The 19,549-nt window shown below is 40.8% G+C and carries 20 protein-coding genes and 1 pseudogene; 18 read left to right on the forward strand and 3 right to left on the reverse strand.

The features are described from left to right. Nucleotides 1-49 precede the first annotated feature (49 nt). From AXE83_RS01215 to AXE83_RS01235, 5 genes are all read left to right on the forward strand, one after another. Nucleotides 50-316 carry an IreB family regulatory phosphoprotein gene (locus AXE83_RS01215; protein ID WP_000507060.1) on the forward strand — a complete coding sequence of 89 codons (267 nt, stop codon included), beginning with the start codon at nucleotides 50-52 and terminating at the stop codon, nucleotides 314-316. Between the two features lie 3 nt (nucleotides 317-319). After that, nucleotides 320-739, forward strand: a complete 420-nt coding sequence (gene ruvX / locus AXE83_RS01220; protein WP_049502846.1) for a Holliday junction resolvase RuvX — start codon at nucleotides 320-322, stop codon at nucleotides 737-739. A 15-nt stretch (nucleotides 740-754) separates the two neighbouring features. Then, on the forward strand, nucleotides 755-1,060 hold the full coding sequence (locus tag AXE83_RS01225) for a DUF1292 domain-containing protein (protein ID WP_000017624.1): 306 nt from the start codon (nucleotides 755-757) through the stop codon (nucleotides 1,058-1,060). Nucleotides 1,061-1,418: 358 nt separating this feature from the next. Beyond that, nucleotides 1,419-2,657, forward strand: coding sequence for a bifunctional folylpolyglutamate synthase/dihydrofolate synthase (locus AXE83_RS01230; RefSeq protein ID WP_060955122.1), 1,239 nt, complete (start codon nucleotides 1,419-1,421; stop codon nucleotides 2,655-2,657). A 95-nt stretch (nucleotides 2,658-2,752) separates the two neighbouring features. Then, nucleotides 2,753-3,190, forward strand: a complete 438-nt coding sequence (locus tag AXE83_RS01235) for an SP_0198 family lipoprotein (RefSeq protein WP_060955123.1) — start codon at nucleotides 2,753-2,755, stop codon at nucleotides 3,188-3,190. Between the two features lie 129 nt (nucleotides 3,191-3,319). On the opposite strand, the gene AXE83_RS01240 is transcribed toward AXE83_RS01235, so the two are convergent. After that, the gene (locus AXE83_RS01240) at nucleotides 3,320-4,132 is read right to left on the reverse strand and encodes a Cof-type HAD-IIB family hydrolase (protein WP_060955124.1); all 813 of its coding nucleotides are present in this window, start codon (nucleotides 4,130-4,132) and stop codon (nucleotides 3,320-3,322) included. Between the two features lie 196 nt (nucleotides 4,133-4,328). Between AXE83_RS01240 and AXE83_RS01245 the strand changes: the two genes are divergently transcribed. From AXE83_RS01245 to AXE83_RS01280, 7 genes are all read left to right on the forward strand, one after another. Next, nucleotides 4,329-5,750, forward strand: a complete 1,422-nt coding sequence (locus AXE83_RS01245; RefSeq protein ID WP_060955125.1) for an NCS2 family permease — start codon at nucleotides 4,329-4,331, stop codon at nucleotides 5,748-5,750. Between the two features lie 86 nt (nucleotides 5,751-5,836). After that, nucleotides 5,837-6,280 carry a tRNA (adenosine(37)-N6)-threonylcarbamoyltransferase complex ATPase subunit type 1 TsaE gene (gene tsaE, locus AXE83_RS01250; RefSeq protein ID WP_060956346.1) on the forward strand — a complete coding sequence of 148 codons (444 nt, stop codon included), beginning with the start codon at nucleotides 5,837-5,839 and terminating at the stop codon, nucleotides 6,278-6,280. Continuing rightward, nucleotides 6,270-6,791, forward strand: coding sequence for a GNAT family N-acetyltransferase (locus AXE83_RS01255; RefSeq protein WP_060955126.1), 522 nt, complete (start codon nucleotides 6,270-6,272; stop codon nucleotides 6,789-6,791). The genes tsaE and AXE83_RS01255 overlap by 11 nt, the downstream gene beginning before the upstream one ends. A 4-nt stretch (nucleotides 6,792-6,795) precedes the next feature. After that, on the forward strand, nucleotides 6,796-7,833 hold the full coding sequence (gene lytR / locus AXE83_RS01260; protein WP_049502894.1) for a glycopolymer--peptidoglycan transferase LytR: 1,038 nt from the start codon (nucleotides 6,796-6,798) through the stop codon (nucleotides 7,831-7,833). A 79-nt stretch (nucleotides 7,834-7,912) separates the two neighbouring features. Next, a complete protein-coding gene (locus AXE83_RS01265) occupies nucleotides 7,913-9,181 on the forward strand; it encodes a competence/damage-inducible protein A (protein WP_060955127.1) in 1,269 nt (422 codons plus the stop codon). Nucleotides 9,182-9,222: 41 nt separating this feature from the next. Further along, entirely contained in the window at nucleotides 9,223-10,377 is a 1,155-nt protein-coding gene (gene recA, locus AXE83_RS01270; protein WP_049502853.1) for a recombinase RecA, read from the forward strand. 334 nt (nucleotides 10,378-10,711) lie between these two features. Further along, the gene (locus AXE83_RS01280) at nucleotides 10,712-10,906 is read left to right on the forward strand and encodes a PspC domain-containing protein (protein WP_060955129.1); all 195 of its coding nucleotides are present in this window, start codon (nucleotides 10,712-10,714) and stop codon (nucleotides 10,904-10,906) included. Between the two features lie 353 nt (nucleotides 10,907-11,259). Here the strand turns inward: AXE83_RS01280 and AXE83_RS01285 are convergent, their stop codons facing one another. Continuing rightward, nucleotides 11,260-11,814, reverse strand: coding sequence for a GNAT family N-acetyltransferase (locus AXE83_RS01285; protein ID WP_060955130.1), 555 nt, complete (start codon nucleotides 11,812-11,814; stop codon nucleotides 11,260-11,262). Nucleotides 11,815-11,923: 109 nt separating this feature from the next. Here AXE83_RS01285 and AXE83_RS01290 point away from each other — a divergent pair, with 109 nt between their 5' ends. Continuing rightward, entirely contained in the window at nucleotides 11,924-13,294 is a 1,371-nt protein-coding gene (locus AXE83_RS01290; RefSeq protein ID WP_060955131.1) for an MATE family efflux transporter, read from the forward strand. Between the two features lie 96 nt (nucleotides 13,295-13,390). Continuing rightward, on the forward strand, nucleotides 13,391-14,107 hold the full coding sequence (locus AXE83_RS01295; protein ID WP_045762594.1) for a YebC/PmpR family DNA-binding transcriptional regulator: 717 nt from the start codon (nucleotides 13,391-13,393) through the stop codon (nucleotides 14,105-14,107). 222 nt (nucleotides 14,108-14,329) lie between these two features. Here the strand turns inward: AXE83_RS01295 and AXE83_RS01300 are convergent, their stop codons facing one another. Further along, nucleotides 14,330-15,004 (reverse strand): hypothetical protein, encoded by a 675-nt coding sequence (locus tag AXE83_RS01300; protein ID WP_060955132.1) that lies wholly within the window; start codon nucleotides 15,002-15,004, stop codon nucleotides 14,330-14,332. A 207-nt stretch (nucleotides 15,005-15,211) separates the two neighbouring features. On the opposite strand from AXE83_RS01300, the gene AXE83_RS01305 reads away from it, so the two are divergent. From AXE83_RS01305 to AXE83_RS01320, 4 genes and pseudogenes are all read left to right on the forward strand, one after another. Then, nucleotides 15,212-15,673 (forward strand): MarR family winged helix-turn-helix transcriptional regulator, encoded by a 462-nt coding sequence (locus AXE83_RS01305; RefSeq protein WP_060955133.1) that lies wholly within the window; start codon nucleotides 15,212-15,214, stop codon nucleotides 15,671-15,673. Continuing rightward, nucleotides 15,657-17,426 (forward strand): ABC transporter ATP-binding protein, encoded by a 1,770-nt coding sequence (locus tag AXE83_RS01310; protein WP_060955134.1) that lies wholly within the window; start codon nucleotides 15,657-15,659, stop codon nucleotides 17,424-17,426. Before AXE83_RS01305 ends, AXE83_RS01310 begins: the two co-directional genes overlap by 17 nt. Next, nucleotides 17,416-19,176 (forward strand): ABC transporter ATP-binding protein, encoded by a 1,761-nt coding sequence (locus AXE83_RS01315; RefSeq protein ID WP_060955135.1) that lies wholly within the window; start codon nucleotides 17,416-17,418, stop codon nucleotides 19,174-19,176. Before AXE83_RS01310 ends, AXE83_RS01315 begins: the two co-directional genes overlap by 11 nt. Before the next feature lie 64 nt (nucleotides 19,177-19,240). Next, nucleotides 19,241-19,547 (forward strand): annotated as a pseudogene (locus AXE83_RS01320) (DUF2200 family protein). Nucleotides 19,548-19,549 lie beyond the last annotated feature (2 nt).

Here is a 19,549-nt window from a genome sequence, read left to right on the forward strand (position 1 = left end):
ACCGCGAATGTGCTATAATAGTACTATTCTAAGGAAAGAGGGTGTTAGAATGGGATTTACTGAAGAAACCGTACGTTTTAAATTGGACGATTCCAATAAAAAAGAAATCAGTGAAACATTGACAGATGTCTATGCTTCTTTGAATGAAAAGGGCTATAACCCTATTAACCAGATCGTGGGCTATGTTCTCAGTGGAGACCCAGCTTACGTTCCTCGTTATAACAATGCACGAAATCAAATCCGTAAGTATGAGCGAGATGAAATCGTTGAAGAATTGGTTCGCTACTACCTTAAAGGACAAGGAGTCGATCTATAATCTATGAGAATTATGGGATTGGACGTTGGTTCCAAAACGGTAGGAGTAGCGATTAGCGATCCGTTAGGTTTTACGGCACAAGGGCTTGAAATCATCCAAATCAATGAAGATCAAGGTCAGTTTGGTTTTGAACGCCTCAAGGAACTCGTTGAAACCTATAAGGTAGACCGTTTTGTTGTTGGTTTGCCTAAAAACATGAACAATACCAGCGGACCGCGCGTGGAAGCCAGTCAAGCCTATGGTGCTAAACTAGAAGAACTCTTTGGTCTACCAGTAGAGTATCAAGATGAACGCCTAACTACGGTCGCTGCAGAGCGTATGTTGATTGAGCAAGCGGATATTAGTCGCAATAAGCGTAAAAAAGTTATTGATAAATTAGCCGCTCAATTGATTTTGCAAAATTATTTAGATAGAAAATTTTAAGACAGAGGAGAAACTATGTCACACGATCACAACCACGATCACGAAGAACGTGAACTTATTACACTTGTAGATGAGCAAGGAAATGAAACCTTGTTTGAAATCCTTTTGACTATTGACGGAAAAGAAGAATTTGGTAAAAACTATGTCCTTCTTGTACCAGTTAACGCAGAAGAGGATGAAAACGGCGAAGTTGAAATCCAAGCATACTCATTCATCGAAAACGAAGATGGAACAGAAGGCGAATTGCAACCAATCCCTGAAGATTCAGAAGATGAATGGAACATGATTGAAGAAGTCTTCAACAGCTTTATGGAGGAGTAAAAACATCCAGTGGATGTTTTTACCCCAACTCCCAGAAACTGGAGAGAGTTGGAACGTCCAGTGGACGTTTTTAGCCTGACGCTAAAAATAAAAACCGTCAGTAAGTCCGGGGGATGTTTTTAGCCCTGCTTCTAGAAATAAGAAAAAGCAGGAACGTTCGGGGAACATTTTTACCCTTACGCTAAAAATAAAGACCGTAAGTAAGTCTGGGAGACTGTATCAGCCCAGTTCCTTGAAATAAGAGAGAACTGGTAAGTCCGGGGGATATTTTTCTCCCATACTAGAATTAAATACTAGCTAATGAAGTAAAAAGCGAAGAGAATCTTCGCTTTTTTGTTAAGGATTAAGGAGATTAAGCGTGTTTGAAGTAGAAAAATGGCTTCATAGTCGAATCGGTTTAAACTTTAGATCAGGTTTGGGGCGTATGCAGAGAGCGGTAGACTTGCTGGAAAACCCTGAGCAAGCCTATCCTATTATCCATGTTACAGGAACTAATGGCAAGGGGTCAACCATTGCCTTTATGAGAGAACTCTTTGTTTCTCATGGTAAGAAGGTGGGGACCTTTACTTCACCCCATATTGTTAGCATCCATGATCGGATTTGTATCAATGATCAACCCATATCGGACGCAGACTTTATCCGTTTGGCAAATCAAGTTAAGGAAATGGAGCAAAGACTTCTAGAGACACATGATCAATTGTCTTTTTTTGAGATGTTAACCGTGATTGCTTTGCTTTACTTTAAAGAACAAGGGGTGGATCTAGTTCTATTAGAAGTTGGAATTGGTGGCTTACTTGATACGACTAATGTGGTGACTGGAGAGATTGCAGTTATTACATCAATCGGCCTAGATCACCAGGAGACCTTGGGCAATAGTCTGGAAGAAATCGCTGAACAGAAAGCAGGAATTTTTAAGCCAGGAAAGACAGCCGTTGTTGCCAATCTAGCTCCTGAAGCCCAGCTCGTTTGTCAAAAGATAGCAGAAGATTTAGATGTAACTCTCTACCAAGCTGACCGAGATTTTTCTTTCAAGAATGGTCATTTTTCTTCTTCTATTGCGAACTTGTCCCGACTAAAACTAGGTTTGGAAGGAGCTTATCAAGAGGAAAATGCCGCCCTTGCTTTGCAAGCATTTCTGTTGTTTATGACAGAGAGAGGTGAAAAGGTCAATGAGAAAGCTGTCCGGTTTGCTATGAAAACAACCAGCTGGGCTGGGAGGCTAGAAGTTGTTACGGAGCATACCTATCTGGATGGAGCCCATAATCTACCAGCTTTAGAACGATTGGTTGAATTTATCCAGGAAAAAATTCAGCAAGGATATCAACCTCAAATCCTTTTTGGAGCTTTAAAGCGTAAAGATTACAGTGGCATGCTTGGTTATCTGACAGATCATTTACCTGATACATCTCTCTATGTGACGAGCTTTGACTATCAGGGATCTTTGGAGGAGAAAGATTTGAGCGACTATCATAGAGTTGCTTCCTATCGAGACTTTATAGATGATTTTGAAAAGTCTGCAGGTGAGAAAGACTTACTGTTTGTTACAGGTTCCCTCTATTTTATATCTGAAGTTCGTGCCTACCTTATAAAAACATAGTTGCTTGATTGACCTTGTTTCCTTTATTTGATATAGTATAAGTAGAATAGTTCTGCAGTTTTTCTGCCTTTAGCTCCTGAAAGAAAGGAGACATTATGTCACTAAAAAAATTTACACTTTCTCTTGCTACTGTGGCAAGTCTTAGTCTCTTAGTTGCTTGTTCGCCAACAACGAAGTCGGCGCCGTCATCCCAAGCAAGTCCTAGCTCTGAAGTGAGCACTAGTCAAGTATCAGAAACCAGTACTTCTAGTTCTACTACTAGTGCAAAGACTGACACAACTACTAATATAGATGGGACCTACAAGGGACAAGACGAGGGTGATAGCATTACTCTTGTAGTCACTGGAAATACCGGAACGTGGACAGAAGTTGAAGCGAACGGAGATCAAGAGGTGAAGAAGGTGACCTTTGAACCAGAAAATCAGAGAGTCTTTATTGGAGACGATATCAAGATTTATGTGGCAGAAGAGAACCAGATTATTATCGATGACATGGACCGTGAGGCTTCAGATCGTATCGTTTTAAAGAAATAGACATCATTTGTTGGGATTTGGATCTGTAAAAGACGGATTCAAATCCTTTTTTTATTGACTTTGAGCTCAAAAAAATTCCATACTCTTAAGGTAGCTAATGCCTACCCCAAAAGTATAGAATGAGTGAAATTAAAGAAATCGTTCCTGTAAAAAGTGAGCGACGCCATCTTCTTCATTGGTCAATGGTAATTGCTCGTCTGCGAAAGGTAACAGAGCAGGATTTGCGTTTTTCATGGCATAGCCTTTACTTGCAAAAGAAAGCATTTCTTGGTCATTATGTTCGTCACCAAAGGCAATCAAATTCTGTTTGTCTATATTCATGACCTTGAGAAGATATTCGAGGGCAAAGGCCTTGTGAACTCCTTTGGGAGTACATTCGAGAATGTTCAAAGGGCCACCCCAAGTGTTAATATTGAGTTGGTGCTTGTAGAAGCTGTTCATCTCTTCAGCTAGTGCATATTTGTCACTTGCACGAGTCTGCAATAAAATGCAGTTAGGATTCTTGGTGACAAGTTCGGAATTAAATTGATTTTCAGGTCTGAAGTTTTCAACACCAAACAACCTAGGGTCGGCAATCTCTTTGTCTGGAGCCGTAATGTAAAACTTTTTACGGTATTCACCAGCGATAAAGTCTGCCTCGATTTTCTCTTTTCGTTGAACCATATCTAAGAGATATTTTTTATCAACAGTCAGGCATTTTTCATGCTCCCAAACCTTACCAGGCAGGTGAGTGAGCGAACCATTGAAGTTAATCATAGGCGTTTCAAGTTCAAGCTGATCATAAAAATCTTTAGCCATACGATAAGGGCGACCAGTTGCGATAACAACTTGGTGGCCTTTTTTAGAGATTTTCTTAATCGTTTCAATAGTAAAATCAGAAAGTTTGCTTTCAGAGTTGAGCAAGGTTCCGTCCAAATCGACGGCAATCATTTTTTTAGTCATAAAATCCTCCCGAATCTAGTTTCAGATAAGATGTTTTCTATTATATCAGAAAGTGACTAGAAAAGCTGATAATAAGCGAAAATAAAGAGTATAATATCTCATAAGAATTTTTAAAACTAGAAAAAACATCTTGAAAAGATGAATGATTGATGATATAATGGTAGTATTGTTCGTAAAATGACAAAGGAGATTAAAAATGGACAAACTATTTAAACTAAAAGAGCACGGGACAGATGTTCGTACAGAGGTGCTTGCTGGTTTAACAACTTTCTTTGCAATGAGTTATATTCTCTTTGTAAACCCTCAAATGCTTTCACAAACAGGAATGCCTGTTCAAGGTGTGTTCTTGGCAACAATCATCGGTTCTGTTGTGGGGACTTTGATGATGGCCTTCTATGCTAACTTACCATATGCGCAAGCTCCAGGTATGGGACTCAATGCCTTCTTCACATTTACCGTCGTATTTGGGATGGGTTATAAATGGCAAGAAGCGCTTGGGATGGTCTTCATTTGTGGGATTATTTCATTGATTATTACATTGACCAATGTTCGTAAAATGATCATTGAGTCTATTCCTACAACTCTTCGTTCAGCGATTTCAGCTGGTATTGGGGTTTTCCTTGCTTATGTTGGGATTAAGAATGCTGGTCTCTTGAAATTCTCGATTGACCCGGGTACTTATACAGTAGCAGGTGAAGGAGCAGATAAGGCTCAAGCAGCACTTACTGCAAACTCAGCAGCTGTTCCAGGATTGGTAGACTTCAACACTCCAGCTGTCTTGGTAGCTCTTGCAGGTCTTGCCATTACTATCTTCTTCGTTGTTAAGGGGATCAAAGGCGGTATCATCCTTTCTATTTTGACAACGACAGTTCTTGCGATTGCTGTTGGTCTTGTTGATTTGTCTAGCATTGACTTTGCAAGCAACAATCTTTCATCAGCAGTTAACGATCTAGGAACTTTGTTTGGTGCTGCTCTTGGTTCAGAAGGATTGGGATCTCTGATTTCAAACACTTCTCGTTTGCCAGAAACCTTGATGGCCATTCTTGCCTTCTCATTGACAGATATTTTTGATACTATCGGTACTCTTATCGGTACTGGTGAAAAAGTTGGTATCATTGCGACAAGTGGTGAAAACCACGAATCAGTTAAATTGGATAAAGCTCTTTACTCTGATTTGGTTGCAACTTCAGTAGGTGCCATTGCAGGTACTTCAAACGTTACGACTTATATCGAATCAGCAGCAGGTATTGGTGCTGGTGGACGTACAGGTTTGACAGCTCTAGTTGTTGCTATCTGTTTCGCCCTATCTAGCTTCTTTAGCCCACTTCTTGCTATTGTACCTTCAGCAGCGACAGCACCAATTTTGATTATTGTCGGAATCATGATGCTCTCTAACTTGAAAAACATTCCTTGGGATGATATGGCTGAAGCTGTTCCAGCTTTCTTCACATCTATCTTTATGGGATTCAGCTACTCAATTACACAAGGGATTGCCGTTGGTTTCTTAACTTATACTTTGACGAAGGTTGTCAAAGGTCAAGTGAAAGATGTACATGTCATGATTTGGATTTTGGATGCCTTGTTTATCTTGAACTACATCAGTATGGCTCTTAACTAATGACAAAAACTAAAAAAAGAGGGGAGTCTCCTCTTTTTTTGTTGATGGAAATATCACAAAATAAAACTTTTTGGTATAATAAGTACATGTACACAAAAAATGAAGATGAGTTGATTGCACTTGGGGAAAAGCTAGGGCACTTGTTAGAAAAAAATGATGTATTGATTTTGACTGGTGAATTAGGTGCTGGGAAAACAACACTAACAAAAGGTCTAGCTAAAGGATTGGACATTCATCAAATGATTAAGAGTCCTACCTATACCATTGTTCGAGAATATGAAGGACGTCTACCCCTGTATCACTTGGATGTTTATCGTATCGAAGGGGATGCAGATTCTATCGACTTGGACGAATTTCTTTTTGGATCAGGTGTAACGGTTATTGAGTGGGGACATCTATTGGGTGAGGATCTCCCTTCAGATTATCTGGAGTTAGAAATCCTAAAAAAAGATGAGGGCCGTGAAGTTGTCTTTCATACCCACGGTCAAAGGGCAACAGAACTTTTGAAAGGATTGACGGATGGAGTATGATCTTTTAATCCGTGAAGCGGAAACCCAGGATGCTTCAGAAGTCATTGCTCTCTTGGATCAGATTGGTCAAGAGTCTAATTTTACCAGTCTGGATGAAAATGGGATTGCAATGAGTGGGTCTGAGATGCAACATTTTTTGGATAAGCAGGCCCAGTCGGATAATCAAATTACCCTACTCGCTTTTTTGAATGATGAGTTAGTAGGAATCATCAATATAACAGCTGATCAACGTCCGCGAGTCCGTCATATTGGAGATGTCTTTTTAGGAATAAAAAAAGCTTACTGGGGAAATGGTCTCGGTAGTGTCCTGATGGAAGAAGCTATTGAATGGGCCAAATCAAGTGGTAGTATTCGACGTCTACAATTGACAGTTCAAAAAAGAAATCTTGCTGCGGTGCATCTATATGAAAAAATGGGTTTTATCATAGAAGGATTACAGGAACGTGGCGCTTGTATAGAAGGAGGAGAGTTTCTAGATGTTTACCTGATGGGTCAACTGATAGATGAATAAAAGTATGGCAAAAAAGATAATCGGAATGTTTTTAGGCTTTGTTCTTGTGACAGTACTTGGTGTGGGAGCTTATGCCTATACAATCTACCAACAGAGTACACAGACTTTGGCTAAAACCTATAAAAAAATCGGTGAAGAAACCAAGGTCATTGAAGCGACCGAACCTCTGACGATTTTGCTTATGGGCGTGGACACAGGGAATGTTGAACGTACAGATCCATGGGCGGGTAATAGTGATTCGATGATTTTGGTCACAGTGAATCCTAAAACTAAGAAGACAGTCATGATGAGTTTGGAGCGTGATATTCTCACACAAATCCAGCAACCAGATGGTAGTGTAATAGAGGCTAAACTCAATGCCGCCTATGCCAATGGTGGAGCAGAGTTATCTATTTCAACGATTCAAAAAATGATGAATATCCATATCGACCGCTATGTGATGGTCAATATGCATGGACTTCAAAGAATGGTTGATGCTGTGGGTGGTATTACAGTGAACAATACTCTAGGTTTCCCAATCTCTATCCAAGATCAGGAACCATTTAATACGATTTCTATCGGTGTTGGCGAACAGAAGCTAAATGGTGAAGAAGCCCTTGTTTATTCACGTATGCGTTATCAGGATCCAGAAGGAGACTATGGTCGTCAAAAACGTCAGCGTGAAGTGATTCAAAAAGTTGTCGAGAAGATTCTTAGTTTGAATAGTGTGAGTCACTATCAAGAGATTCTGAAGGCTCTTAGCGATAATATGCAGACAAATATCGAAATTACAACGACAACGATTCCTCAGTTGATGGGTTATCAAGATTCATTTAAAAATATTGAGTCTCAACAATTGCGTGGAGAGGATGCAATGCTTCAAGGGACATCTTACCAAATCGTGACATCTGAGCATATGTTAGAGATGCAAAATCTTTTACGCCGTTCGCTCGGGCAACCAGAGGTTACGAATTTGGAGACTAATGTAGTCTTGTATGAGAATCTTTATGGTCAGGGTCAGTTGCCTCAATCTACTAGTGTTGCAGTAGAAGAATTAGAATAATAGGAAACTATTCATCAAATCGTAGGAATTATCCTGCGATTTTTTCAAAGAAATCCGAATAGGTAAGTAGGAGGAAAAAATGAAAGCAGAAATTATAGCTGTTGGAACAGAGATTTTGACAGGTCAGATTGTCAATACAAATGCGCAATTCTTGTCTGAAAAGTTGGCTGAAATCGGTGTAGATGTCTATTTTCAGACGGCCGTAGGAGATAATGAGGCTCGTCTCTTATCCTTGTTAGAAATTGCTCAGAATCGCAGTAGTCTAGTTATTTTAACAGGTGGCTTGGGGCCAACGGAAGATGATTTGACCAAGCAAACTTTAGCCCAATTTTTAGGACGTGACTTGACTTTTGATCCTCAGGCTCAGGCTAAGCTGGATGACTTTTTTGCTCACCGACCAGACTATGCTCGAACTCCAAATAATGAACGCCAGGCTCAAATCGTTCAAGGTTCAACTCCATTACCAAACGAAACAGGGCTAGCAGTAGGTGGCATGATTGAAGTGGCTGGGGTAACCTACGTCGTTCTACCAGGACCTCCAAGTGAATTGAAACCTATGGTCTTAAATGAGCTGCTTCCGAGATTGACAACGGGCTCTAAACTCTATTCACGTGTGCTGCGTTTCTTTGGGATTGGCGAGAGCCAGTTAGTAACCATTCTATCAGATTTAATTGACCAGCAGACAGATCCAACCTTAGCACCTTATGCTAAAACTGGGGAAGTGACCCTTCGCTTATCGACCAAGGCTAAGAGTCAAGAAGAAGCGGATCGTGTTCTAGATGCTCTAGAACAAAAAATCCTTGAAAGAGAAACCTTTGAGGGTGTTTTACTTCGAGAAATTTGCTATGGCTATGGGGAAGAAACCAGCTTGGCTAGCCTGGTAGTAGAAGAGTTGAAAAAGCAAAAGAAAACCATCACTGCAGCAGAAAGCTTGACTGCAGGTCTTTTTCAAGCTACTTTGGCAGAATTTTCAGGTGTATCTGCTATTTTTAAAGGTGGTTTTGTGACTTATAGCCTTGAAGAAAAAGCAAAAATGCTTGATATTCCACAGGCTGAATTGGAAAAATATGGAGTTGTATCGGCTTTTACTGCTGAAAAAATGGCTGAACAGGCGCGCATCAAAACCCAGTCAGATTTTGGAATTAGTTTGACAGGAGTGGCTGGACCAGACAGCCTAGAAGGACATCCAGCAGGTACAGTCTTTATCGCTTTGGCACAAGCTTCGGGTACAGAAGTTATCCAGGCAAATATCGCAGGTAGAAGTAGAGCAGATGTGCGAGAAATTGCAGTCCTACATGCCTTTAACCTAGTTCGCAAAGCTTTATTAAGTGCTGGAGATTTGTTATAATAGAAGAAGGTCTTAGGACTATTAGAATATAGGAGAACAAAATGGCGAAAAAACCAACAAAAAAATTAGACGAAATTGGCAAAAAATTTGGTGCTGATCGTGAAAAAGCTTTGAATGATGCCCTTAAATTAATTGAAAAAGACTTTGGTAAGGGATCAATCATGCGCTTGGGTGAACGTGCAGAGCAAAAAGTCCAAGTGATGAGTTCAGGATCTTTGGCTCTGGATATTGCTCTTGGATCAGGTGGTTATCCAAAGGGACGTATCATTGAAATCTACGGACCAGAGTCATCAGGTAAGACAACAGTAGCCCTTCATGCGGTAGCGCAAGCCCAAAAAGAAGGCGGAATTGCTGCCTTTATCGATGCAGAGCACGCTCTTGATCCAGCCTATGCAGCAGCGCTTGGAGTTAATATCGATGAATTGCTCTTGTCACAACCAGACTCAGGGGAGCAAGGTCTTGAAATTGCTGGGAAATTGATTGACTCAGGTGCGGTTGACCTTGTTGTTATCGACTCAGTTGCAGCTCTTGTGCCTCGTGCGGAAATCGATGGGGATATCGGAGATAGCCACGTTGGTCTTCAAGCTCGTATGATGAGCCAGGCTATGCGTAAACTCGGGGCTTCTATTAACAAGACAAAGACAATTGCTATCTTCATCAACCAATTGCGTGAAAAAGTAGGGGTTATGTTTGGTAATCCAGAAACAACTCCTGGTGGACGTGCCCTTAAATTTTACGCTTCTGTCCGTTTGGATGTTCGTGGAAGCACACAAATCAAGGGAACTGGTGACCAAAAAGATACGAGCGTAGGTAAGGAAACCAAGATTAAGGTTGTTAAAAACAAGGTGGCTCCACCATTTAAAGAAGCCTTTGTTGAAATCATGTATGGTGAAGGGATTTCAAGAACTGGTGAGCTTTTGAAGATTGCAAGTGATCTTGACATCATCAAGAAAGCAGGAGCATGGTACTCTTATAAAGACGAAAAAATCGGACAAGGTTCTGAAAATGCTAAGAAATACTTGGCGGATCACCCAGAAATCTTTGACGAGATTGACCACCAAGTTCGTGTCAAGTTTGGCTTGATTGAAGATGATGCAGTGGCCGATGAAAAAGTTGCACCTGTGGAATCAGAAGTAGCTAATCAAGAAGTGACTCTTGACCTTGGCGATGATCTTGAAATCGAAATTGAAGATTAAAAAGTAAAAGTGGTGGAGGAATCCCCACTTTTTCTGTTATCGTGGACTAATACTCAATGAAAATCAAAGAGCAAACTAGGAAGCGATCCGCAGGTTGCTCAAAGCACTGCTTTGAGGTTGTAGATGAAACTGACGAAGTCAGTAACCATATATACGACAAGGCGAAGCTGACGTGGTTTGAATTTGATTTTCGAAGAGTATAAAGAACTGAAACAATGAGAGTATATGGTTTGCTAAAACTAGCATCTTCTGATAAAAAGTAGAAAGACTATTGAAAAAGATTTGATTTGATGATAAAATAAATCAAAAGAAAAATTAGTATAAGGAGATTATTATGGAAAAACGTTTAGTTCGTAATGTTCAAGATAAAAAAATTGCTGGTGTTTGTGCAGGTCTTGCTGACTACTTAGATATGGACCAAACATTGGTTCGTGCACTTTGGATCCTCTTCACTTTGTTAGGTGGTTCAGGAGTGCTCGCTTATATCATTCTATGGGTTATTATGCCTGAAGCAGGAACAGAAGCGTAAACTTAGTGCATCTTTATGAGACAAATCATGATAAGAGAGTGGGACAGAAATCGGTAATTCGTTAGAATTCGATTTCGTCGTCCCACCTCCGCAAAGTTGAGTAGGGCTGTAAAAGCTGATGAAATCAGCGTAGTAGAGCCCACTCAACCACTGCGTCTTGCTCGACAATCCAAAGACAAATAAGAGGCTGGGACAAAAGTCCTAGCCTCTTATTTGTGATATGCGGTGATAATTTTTTCCAAGTTTTCATCTTATTTCGGAATCACAAAAAATCACCTGTAGTGCAGGTGATTGTATATTGGTTACAGAGAAAATTACAAATCTTTAATGGAGACTCAAGGTTGCCATCCAGACTAGTGTTCACTAAAGCGACGGTACTCGATGTGGAAGTCAAAATAATTTTCTTCTTGTAATTTTTGAAAGATATCACGGTAGGCTTCTTCATCAAAATGGTCACCACGATATAGAATCTCAAAACTAAGACCTTCGTACTCCAAAAAAGCATTGGCTGTTTTGAAGCCGTTTTGTTTATAGAATTCCATGCGAGCTTTTCGCTGTTCGAGGTTATCGCAGTCTTCGTCCAAACGCTCCACTTCAAGAATCATGGTGCGCTGGTAAAAATCAATGAGTTTGTCAATAATTTCTCTCCCGTAGCCATGACTGCGGAGATGGGGCATAATGGCAAAAAAGCTGATGTAGAATGCTTTTTGATTGGCAATAGCAAAAGCGAAGCCAACAAATTCTTCCTCGTTATAAAAAGCGAAAAAGTGAGCGTCATCCCTATCTTGGTAACGTAAAAATTCTTCCAAAGGTACCCTTTCTTCTTCAGGAAAGGCTTCCTTGTTTAATTGGTCAACTTTTTCAAGATCTGGGAATACATCTGTAATTAACTGGCTGGTTAAGGTCATACCTAACCTCCTTTTCTGTCATGATTATACCAGATTGTCTGTATATAGGCAACGCTTTCTTATCCAAACTCTCTTGTTCCCCTACTAGAAAGCTGATATAATAAGCCTTATGAATAAAAAATCAACGGTGGACCTGATTCATGGTCCCATCCTTCCCGCGCTAATTAGTTTTGCATTACCGATTTTACTGTCCAATATCTTTCAGCAACTTTATAATACGGCTGATATTTTGATTGTTGGACGTTTTCTAGGGCCAGACTCCTTGGCGGCTGTTGGGGCAACAACGGCTATCTTTGACTTAATTATCGGTTTTGCTCTCGGAGTTGGCAATGGAATGGGAGTGGTGATTGCCCGCTATTATGGAGCCCGTAACTTTTCGAAGATTAAAGAAGCTGTCGCAGCCACTTGGATCTTAGGAGCCCTTTTAAGTGTGATTGTTATGGCGATAGGATTTGTCGGCCTCTATCCACTTCTCCAATATCTGGAAACTCCTACAGAGATTCTCCCCCAGTCTTATGAATACATCTCCATGATTGTCAGCTGTGTGGGAGTTAGCTTTGCTTATAATCTCTTTGCAGGATTACTACGCTCGATTGGTGACAGCCTTGCAGCACTTGCTTTTCTTATCTTTTCAGCCATTGTTAATGTCATTCTAGATTTATATTTTATTACACAACTGCAGTTAGGTGTTCAATCTGCTGGTCTTGCAACCATTATCTCCCAGGGCTTGTCAGCTATCCTTTGTTATCTCTATATCCGAAAGAGTGTTCCAGAGCTCCTTCCTAGGTGGAAAGATTTCAGATGGAATAAGGCTCTCTATATTGATCTTTTGGAGCAGGGGCTAGCCATGGGCTTGATGGGTTCAATCGTCTCTGTCGGAAGTGTTATTTTGCAATCCTCTGTCAATAGTTTTGGAGCAGTCATTATCAGCGCTCAGACGGCAGCACGCCGAATCATGGCCTTTGCCTTATTGCCAATGACGGCTATTTCAGCCTCTATGACCACATTTATCTCTCAAAACTTTGGGGCAAAACGTCCAGAACGTATTGTTCACGGTCTTCGACTAGGGAGTTATATCAGTATGGCTTGGGCGAGCTTTGCCTGTATTTTCCTATTTTTTGCAAGTCCTTCTCTGGTTTCTTTCCTGGCAAGTTCGACAGACGGCTACTTGATTGAAAATGGGACTTTATACCTACGCATCAGTTCTGTATTCTATCCATTTTTGAGTCTTTTATTGATCTATAGGAATAGCTTACAAGGGCTAGGTCAAAAGTTCCTACCTCTCGTATCTAGCTTTATCGAGTTATTTGGGAAAATCGTGTTTGTGGCTTGGATTATTCCTTGGACAGGCTATACAGGTGTGATTCTATGTGAGCCCCTTCTCTGGCTAGTTATGACTGCTCAACTTTACTTCTCACTTTCCAAACATCCATGGATCAAAGAAGGCAAGAAAATCTTGGCAGCCGGCGGGAAATCCTAGCTTGCTTTACAAAAGAAAATCCATTTCCTCTAGTGAAAATCAGCTAGACTTGTGTTATAATAAGAAAGATTAAAATGTAAAAAAAGGAGATTCCTAATGGGACGTAAATGGGCCAATATCGTAGCCAAGAAAACGGCTAAAGATGGAGCTAACTCTAAAGTATATGCAAAATTTGGTGTAGAAATCTATGTAGCAGCTAAAAAAGGTGAGCCAGATCCAGAACTAAACACTGCTTTGAAATTCGTTATCGACCGTGCTAAACAAGCACAAGTTCCAAAGCACGTTATTGATAAAGCAATCGATAAGGCAAAAGGAAATACAGACGAAACCTTTACAGAAGGACGTTACGAAGGATTCGGACCAAATGGTTCTATGTTGATCGTTGATACTTTGACTTCAAACGTTAACCGTACAGCTGCCAACGTGCGTGCTGCCTTTGGTAAAAACGGTGGAAACATGGGAGCTTCAGGTTCTGTATCTTACCTCTTTGACAACAAGGGTGTTATCGTCTTTGCAGGTGAAGATGCTGACGCTATCTTTGAACTCTTGCTTGAAGCAGATGTCGATGTAGACGATGTAGAAGCAGAAGAAGGAACAATCACTGTTTACACTGCACCAACTGACCTTCACAAGGCTATTGTTGCTTTGCGTGAATCTGGTATTGAAGAATTCCAAGTAACTGAATTGGAAATGATTCCTCAATCAGAAGTTGAGTTGTCAGGTGAAGATTTGGAAACATTTGAAAAACTCTACGGAGTCCTTGAAGACGACGAAGACGTACAAAAAATCTACACAAACGTAGATGGATTCTAAGAATAAAAATAACCCCTTTGAAAATTCAGTGTTTTCAAGGGGTTTGTTTATCCTGTGATGATAAAAGGGGCAGGAAAGAGACAAAAATTTCTTTTGCTCAAAACGTTATTAGTAATCTATAATTGTCCATAATCCAATGGATTGTGGAAATATCCTGGTGCTGGGGTTTAGAAATCGAGACTTGGTCTACCGATTGCTATTCCCAGTACCTTTTTAGTTATGTTAAACTTTCACTCCAGAATCAGATTGTTCTTTGCGATCTAGTCCGATGGCGAATTTACGGATCAGAAGAAACTGGCCATTTTCTTGTTTTACGAACGTGAGCACAACTGTCTTAGGATCTGAACTGATGGAGAGATAGGTGATTCTTTTTATTTCATAGTCTCCCATAATTGAATCTGTTTCTGAATCTGGGATTCCGTGTTTCCTGATAATATCTTTGTAGTTGCTACCTCCCTTCCCGCTATCAGAAGTGTCCCCTTCTATCAAGGCATCGAACTGTTCCTGACTCCAAGTGAAGAATTCGGTATCCTCTTCGTCATCTTCCTCAGCTGTACTACTATCAGGAAGTTCATCATACTCCCCAGCATTAGTTGAAAAAGTGATGTTTCTATAGGGGTGACTAAAGGTTCTGGCAAGGTCAGTAAAGATATTAGTAGATAGAACTTGAATTATCAAAACAATGACAATGGAAATAACACCTAAGGTTGTTCCAATAATAGCCAATGTTTTACGGTTTCTGAGATTGAGGACAATGCCAAAAATTCCTAAAATCAAAGAGGCAATGGCAAGGAAAAATGATAGGATGTTTACAATAGGTATCCAAGAACCAAGAAGGGCCAGGGTTCCAAAGATGATGGCAAGGATTCCTAAGATTTTCTGTTCTTTTTGCTTCATTTGTGAATGACTCATTTCTAGTAAACTGGATTTGTGTTCGTGTGAGATAGTGTTTATTATAGATAAAATAAGAGCTGATGTCAATTTATACCGAGATAGTTCTCATAGAAACTTTTTTCTTGACATCTTTTCTGAAAATGATAAAATAGTTCTCATGAGAACTTAATTGTTCTCAAGAGAACTATTTTTATTTAGAAGGGAGATAGCATGGATAAACCGATGTTGGTCTTTAAACGTTTTGGTCGCCAGTTACATCTGATGGTGCAAAAGGAAGCAAAGCGTTGTGGTATTGAATTTATGGGTGGTCCGCAAGGGCAGGTCATTCGTTTTTTAGATCGTCGTGAGCATGAACAAGAATTAACACTCATCAAGGATATTGAACAAGAATTCAATATTACCAAGTCAGTTGCTAGTAATTTGGTCAAGCGTATGGTGCAAAATGGTTTGGTAGAGCTGGAGGTGAGTCCAAGTGATAAACGGGCGAAATTTGTTCACTTGACGGAAAAATCACGCTCTCAGATGAAACAAATCAAATCATTCTTTGATCGAATGAACCGTAGTTTGCTTGATGGCATTTCCGAAGAGAATCTCGCTATTTTTGAAGAAGTCATGGGCCAACTACAAGCAAATGTAGAAAAAATAGGAGGTAAGAATGAAGAAACTCGCTAAGCGTATCACAGGAAAAGAGTGGGGCATGATTCTAATAACTGTTCTCTTTACCTGTTGCTCGGTCTATCTAGAGTTAGAAGTACCGACTTACGTTTCAAAAATAACAGAATTACTCGGAACGCCAGGTACGGAGTTGGGAGACCTTTGGTCGCCAGCAACTAAGATGATGGGTTTGTCATTCTTAGCCTTCCTATCATCTGTAACAGTTGGATTTTTTGCCGCTCGAGTTGCAGCATCCTATACGGCTCATCTACGAAGCGATATTTTTAATCGTGTTTTGGATTACTCCCAGACAGAAATTAAACGTTTTTCAATTCCCAGTCTATTGACTCGGACAACTAATGATATCACGCAGATTCAGATGCTCTTTACCATGGGACTTCAGGTAGTCACTCGCGGACCAATCATGGCGCTTTGGGCTATTGGGAAAATCCTTGGCAAGTCAGAATACTGGATCTGGGCAGTAGTGGTGGCCGTTATCGTCAATGTTCTGATGACAACTGTTCTCATGACTCTGGCCTTTCCTAAACAATCTGTCATCCAAAAATTGACAGATAAACTCAATAGTATCACCCGTGAAAGTTTGACTGGGATTCGGGTTGTTCGTGCTTACAATGCTGAGGAATACCAAGATAAGAAATTCGAAGAATCCAATGATGAAGTCACACGAATCAATCTCTTTGTCAGTCGCTTAATGGCTATTATGAATCCTATTATGATGGCGATTTCTAGCGGCTTGGTCCTTGCCATTTACTGGATTGGTGCTTATCTTATCAACGACGCTAGCTTGACAGAGCGTCTACCACTCTTTAGCGATATGGTGGTCTTCATGTCCTATGCTATGCAAGTGGTAATGGGCTTCTTACTCATGGGTGCTCTCTTTATCGTTCTTCCTCGTACCTTGGTTTCTGCAGGTCGTATCAATCAAGTCTTGGACCTTCATTCCACTATTGAAAATCCTAGTCACCCACAGACAGCAAACTCTTCTGTAATTGGTCAAGTAGAATACCGCGACGTAACCTTCCGCTACTCTAACAACTCAGAAGCAGTTGTGGAGCATGTCAGCTTCAAGGCAGAAGCAGGGCAAACCATTGCTTTTATTGGTTCAACTGGTTCTGGTAAATCGACACTTGTTAACCTCTTGCCACGTTTTTACGATGTTTCAGATGGAGAAATCCTAGTAGACGGCGTCAATGTTCAGAATTATGACTTAGAAGATTTGCGTAATAAAGTTGGCTATATCCCTCAAAAAGCTGTGCTCTTTTCTGGAGATGTTAAGGGCAATCTCGACTTTGGTAAGAGTCAAGAAACGCCACTAAGTGAGACGGCCATGTGGCAAGCTCTGGAATTGGCTCAATCTAAAAATTTTATAGAAGATAAGGAAGCAGGTATAGCTTCAGAAGTAGCTCAAGGCGGGACTAATTTCTCAGGTGGACAGAGACAACGTCTGGCCATTGCACGCGCCTTGGCTCGTAAACCAGAGATTCTCATTTTTGATGATTCATTCTCAGCCTTGGACTACAAGACAGACCGTATCTTGCGTCAAGTATTAGCTGAAAAAACACAATCCATGACCAAGTTAATCGTTGCCCAACGCATTTCAACCATTATGGATGCAGACCTGATCTTAGTCTTGGATCAAGGTAAAGTCGTGGGACAAGGCACCCACAAGGAACTTCTTGCAAACAATGAAGTTTACCAAGAAATTGCCTATTCACAACTATCGAAGGAGGAATTGGAACATGGAAAATAAGAAAATGTCCTTATGGAAACAGTGTAGACCTTTTCTAGCAGGTCTCCAACTTCCTCTACTAGTCGCAGTTGTGGCGGCTATCTGTTCAAGTATTATCACGGTTTATGGACCGACTAAGATCAAAGAAATTACCAATTTGATTTCAGATGGGTTAATGACAGAGATTGACCTAGAGGCTGTCTCAAGTATTGCTAGCTTTTTGGTTATCCTCTATGTGCTTGGGATTATCCTGAACTATACGCAAGCTTACATTTTTTCAACTAGTATCCAACATTTCTCAAAACGTTTGCGGACAGCTATTGCTGAGAAAATCAATCGCTTGCCACTTGCTTATTTTGACCGTCATTCTCAAGGGGACACCCTTTCTCGTGTGACTAATGACGTTGATACAGCAGCTCAGTCTCTTAACCAAAGCCTTGGGACAGTTCTTTCAGCTGGCTTTTTACTGATTGCTGTTTTGATTACTATGTTTGGTATGAACTGGATTTTGGCACTGGTAACCGTTGTTTCAACCCTTGTTGGATTTGCGGCGGTTTCCGTAATTATGGCCAAGTCGCAGGGCTACTTTAAAGCTCAACAAAATAGCCTAGCAGCTGTAAATGGCTATGTGGAAGAAATGTACTCTGGCCACAATGTGGTGACCAGCTATAATGCTGTTGAACCAACAAAAGATACATTTGCAGGTTTGAATCAGAATCTACATGATAGCATCTGGAAATCTCAGTTTATCTCTGGAATTATGATGCCTGCCATGGTCTTTGTAGGCAACTTTAGTTATGTTCTAGTCATTATCGTCGGTGCTGCCTTGGCTCTTGAAGGGTATATCAGTATCGGGATTATTGTAGCCTTCATGGTTTATGTTCGAACCTTCTCGCAACCCTTATCACAGATTGCACAAGGGATTACCAGCTTACAACAGGCTAGTGCAGCTATGACCCGTGTCTTTGAGTTTCTAGGAGAAGCTGAGATGGAAGACGAGTCTCATAAGGAAAGACAATTAACCGACATGAAGGGTCAAGTGGTCTTTGACAGAGTTGCCTTTGGCTATACTCCTGAAAAAACGATCATTCACGACTTTTCAGCGACAGCTCATGCAGGGCAAAAGGTTGCTATTGTTGGGCCGACTGGAGCTGGGAAAACTACCATAGTCAATCTCTTGATGAAATTTTATGAGATTGATAAGGGAAGCATTCGCATCGATGGTGTGGATACCAAGAATATGAAACGCTCGGAAGTGCATGATGCCTTTTCAATGGTCTTGCAGGATACCTGGCTCTTTGAAGGAACTATTCGAGACAATCTCATTTATAATCAAACTGGGATTAGTGAAGAGCGCGTGATTGAAGCAGCCAAAGCAGTAGGAATCCACCACTTTATCACAACCTTACCAGATGGCTACGATACTGTTTTGGATGATACAGTGACCTTGTCAGTCGGGCAGAAACAGCTCTTGACCATCGCTCGTGCCCTTCTCAAAGATTCTCCACTCTTGATTCTGGACGAAGCGACCTCTTCAGTCGATACACGTACAGAGGAGTTGATTCAGAAAGCCATGGACCGTTTGATGGAGGGACGCACATCCTTTGTTATTGCCCACCGCTTGTCAACGATCCGCAATGCTGACTTGATTCTGGTCATGAAGGACGGAAACATCATCGAGCAAGGCAATCATGAAGAGCTTATGGCTCAAGGTGGTTTCTATGCTGACCTCTACAATAGTCAATTTACAGAAGATGAAGTAGAAGAATAAAACCAAAGAAGGCTTGACGGCCTTCTTTTTCTTCTTTATACTGGTATAATAGAAAGAGGAAAGTATGAGTCATAAATTATACAATATGAAATTTTCAACTGTCTATCCAGCCTTGATTGCAAAGGTTGAGAGAAAGGGTGGAAGGGCAGAGTCCGTTCACCAAGTGACCAGTTGGCTGACAGGTTATGAAGTGAGTGCCATCCTTGCTTGTCTGAATAGGGACCTTACCTACGGAGATTTTTTTCGACAGGCACCGTCTTATGTACCTAAACGGATTGCGATTACAGGAAATCCGCCGTCTGGACAAATTAGTGGACTGGCTTGCCAAGGGGAAAACAGTCCAGCAGGTCCTAGAAAAGTATGAGAAATAGAT

It is taken from the genome of Streptococcus sp. oral taxon 431 (genome assembly GCF_001553685.1).
Taxonomy (GTDB): domain Bacteria; phylum Bacillota; class Bacilli; order Lactobacillales; family Streptococcaceae; genus Streptococcus.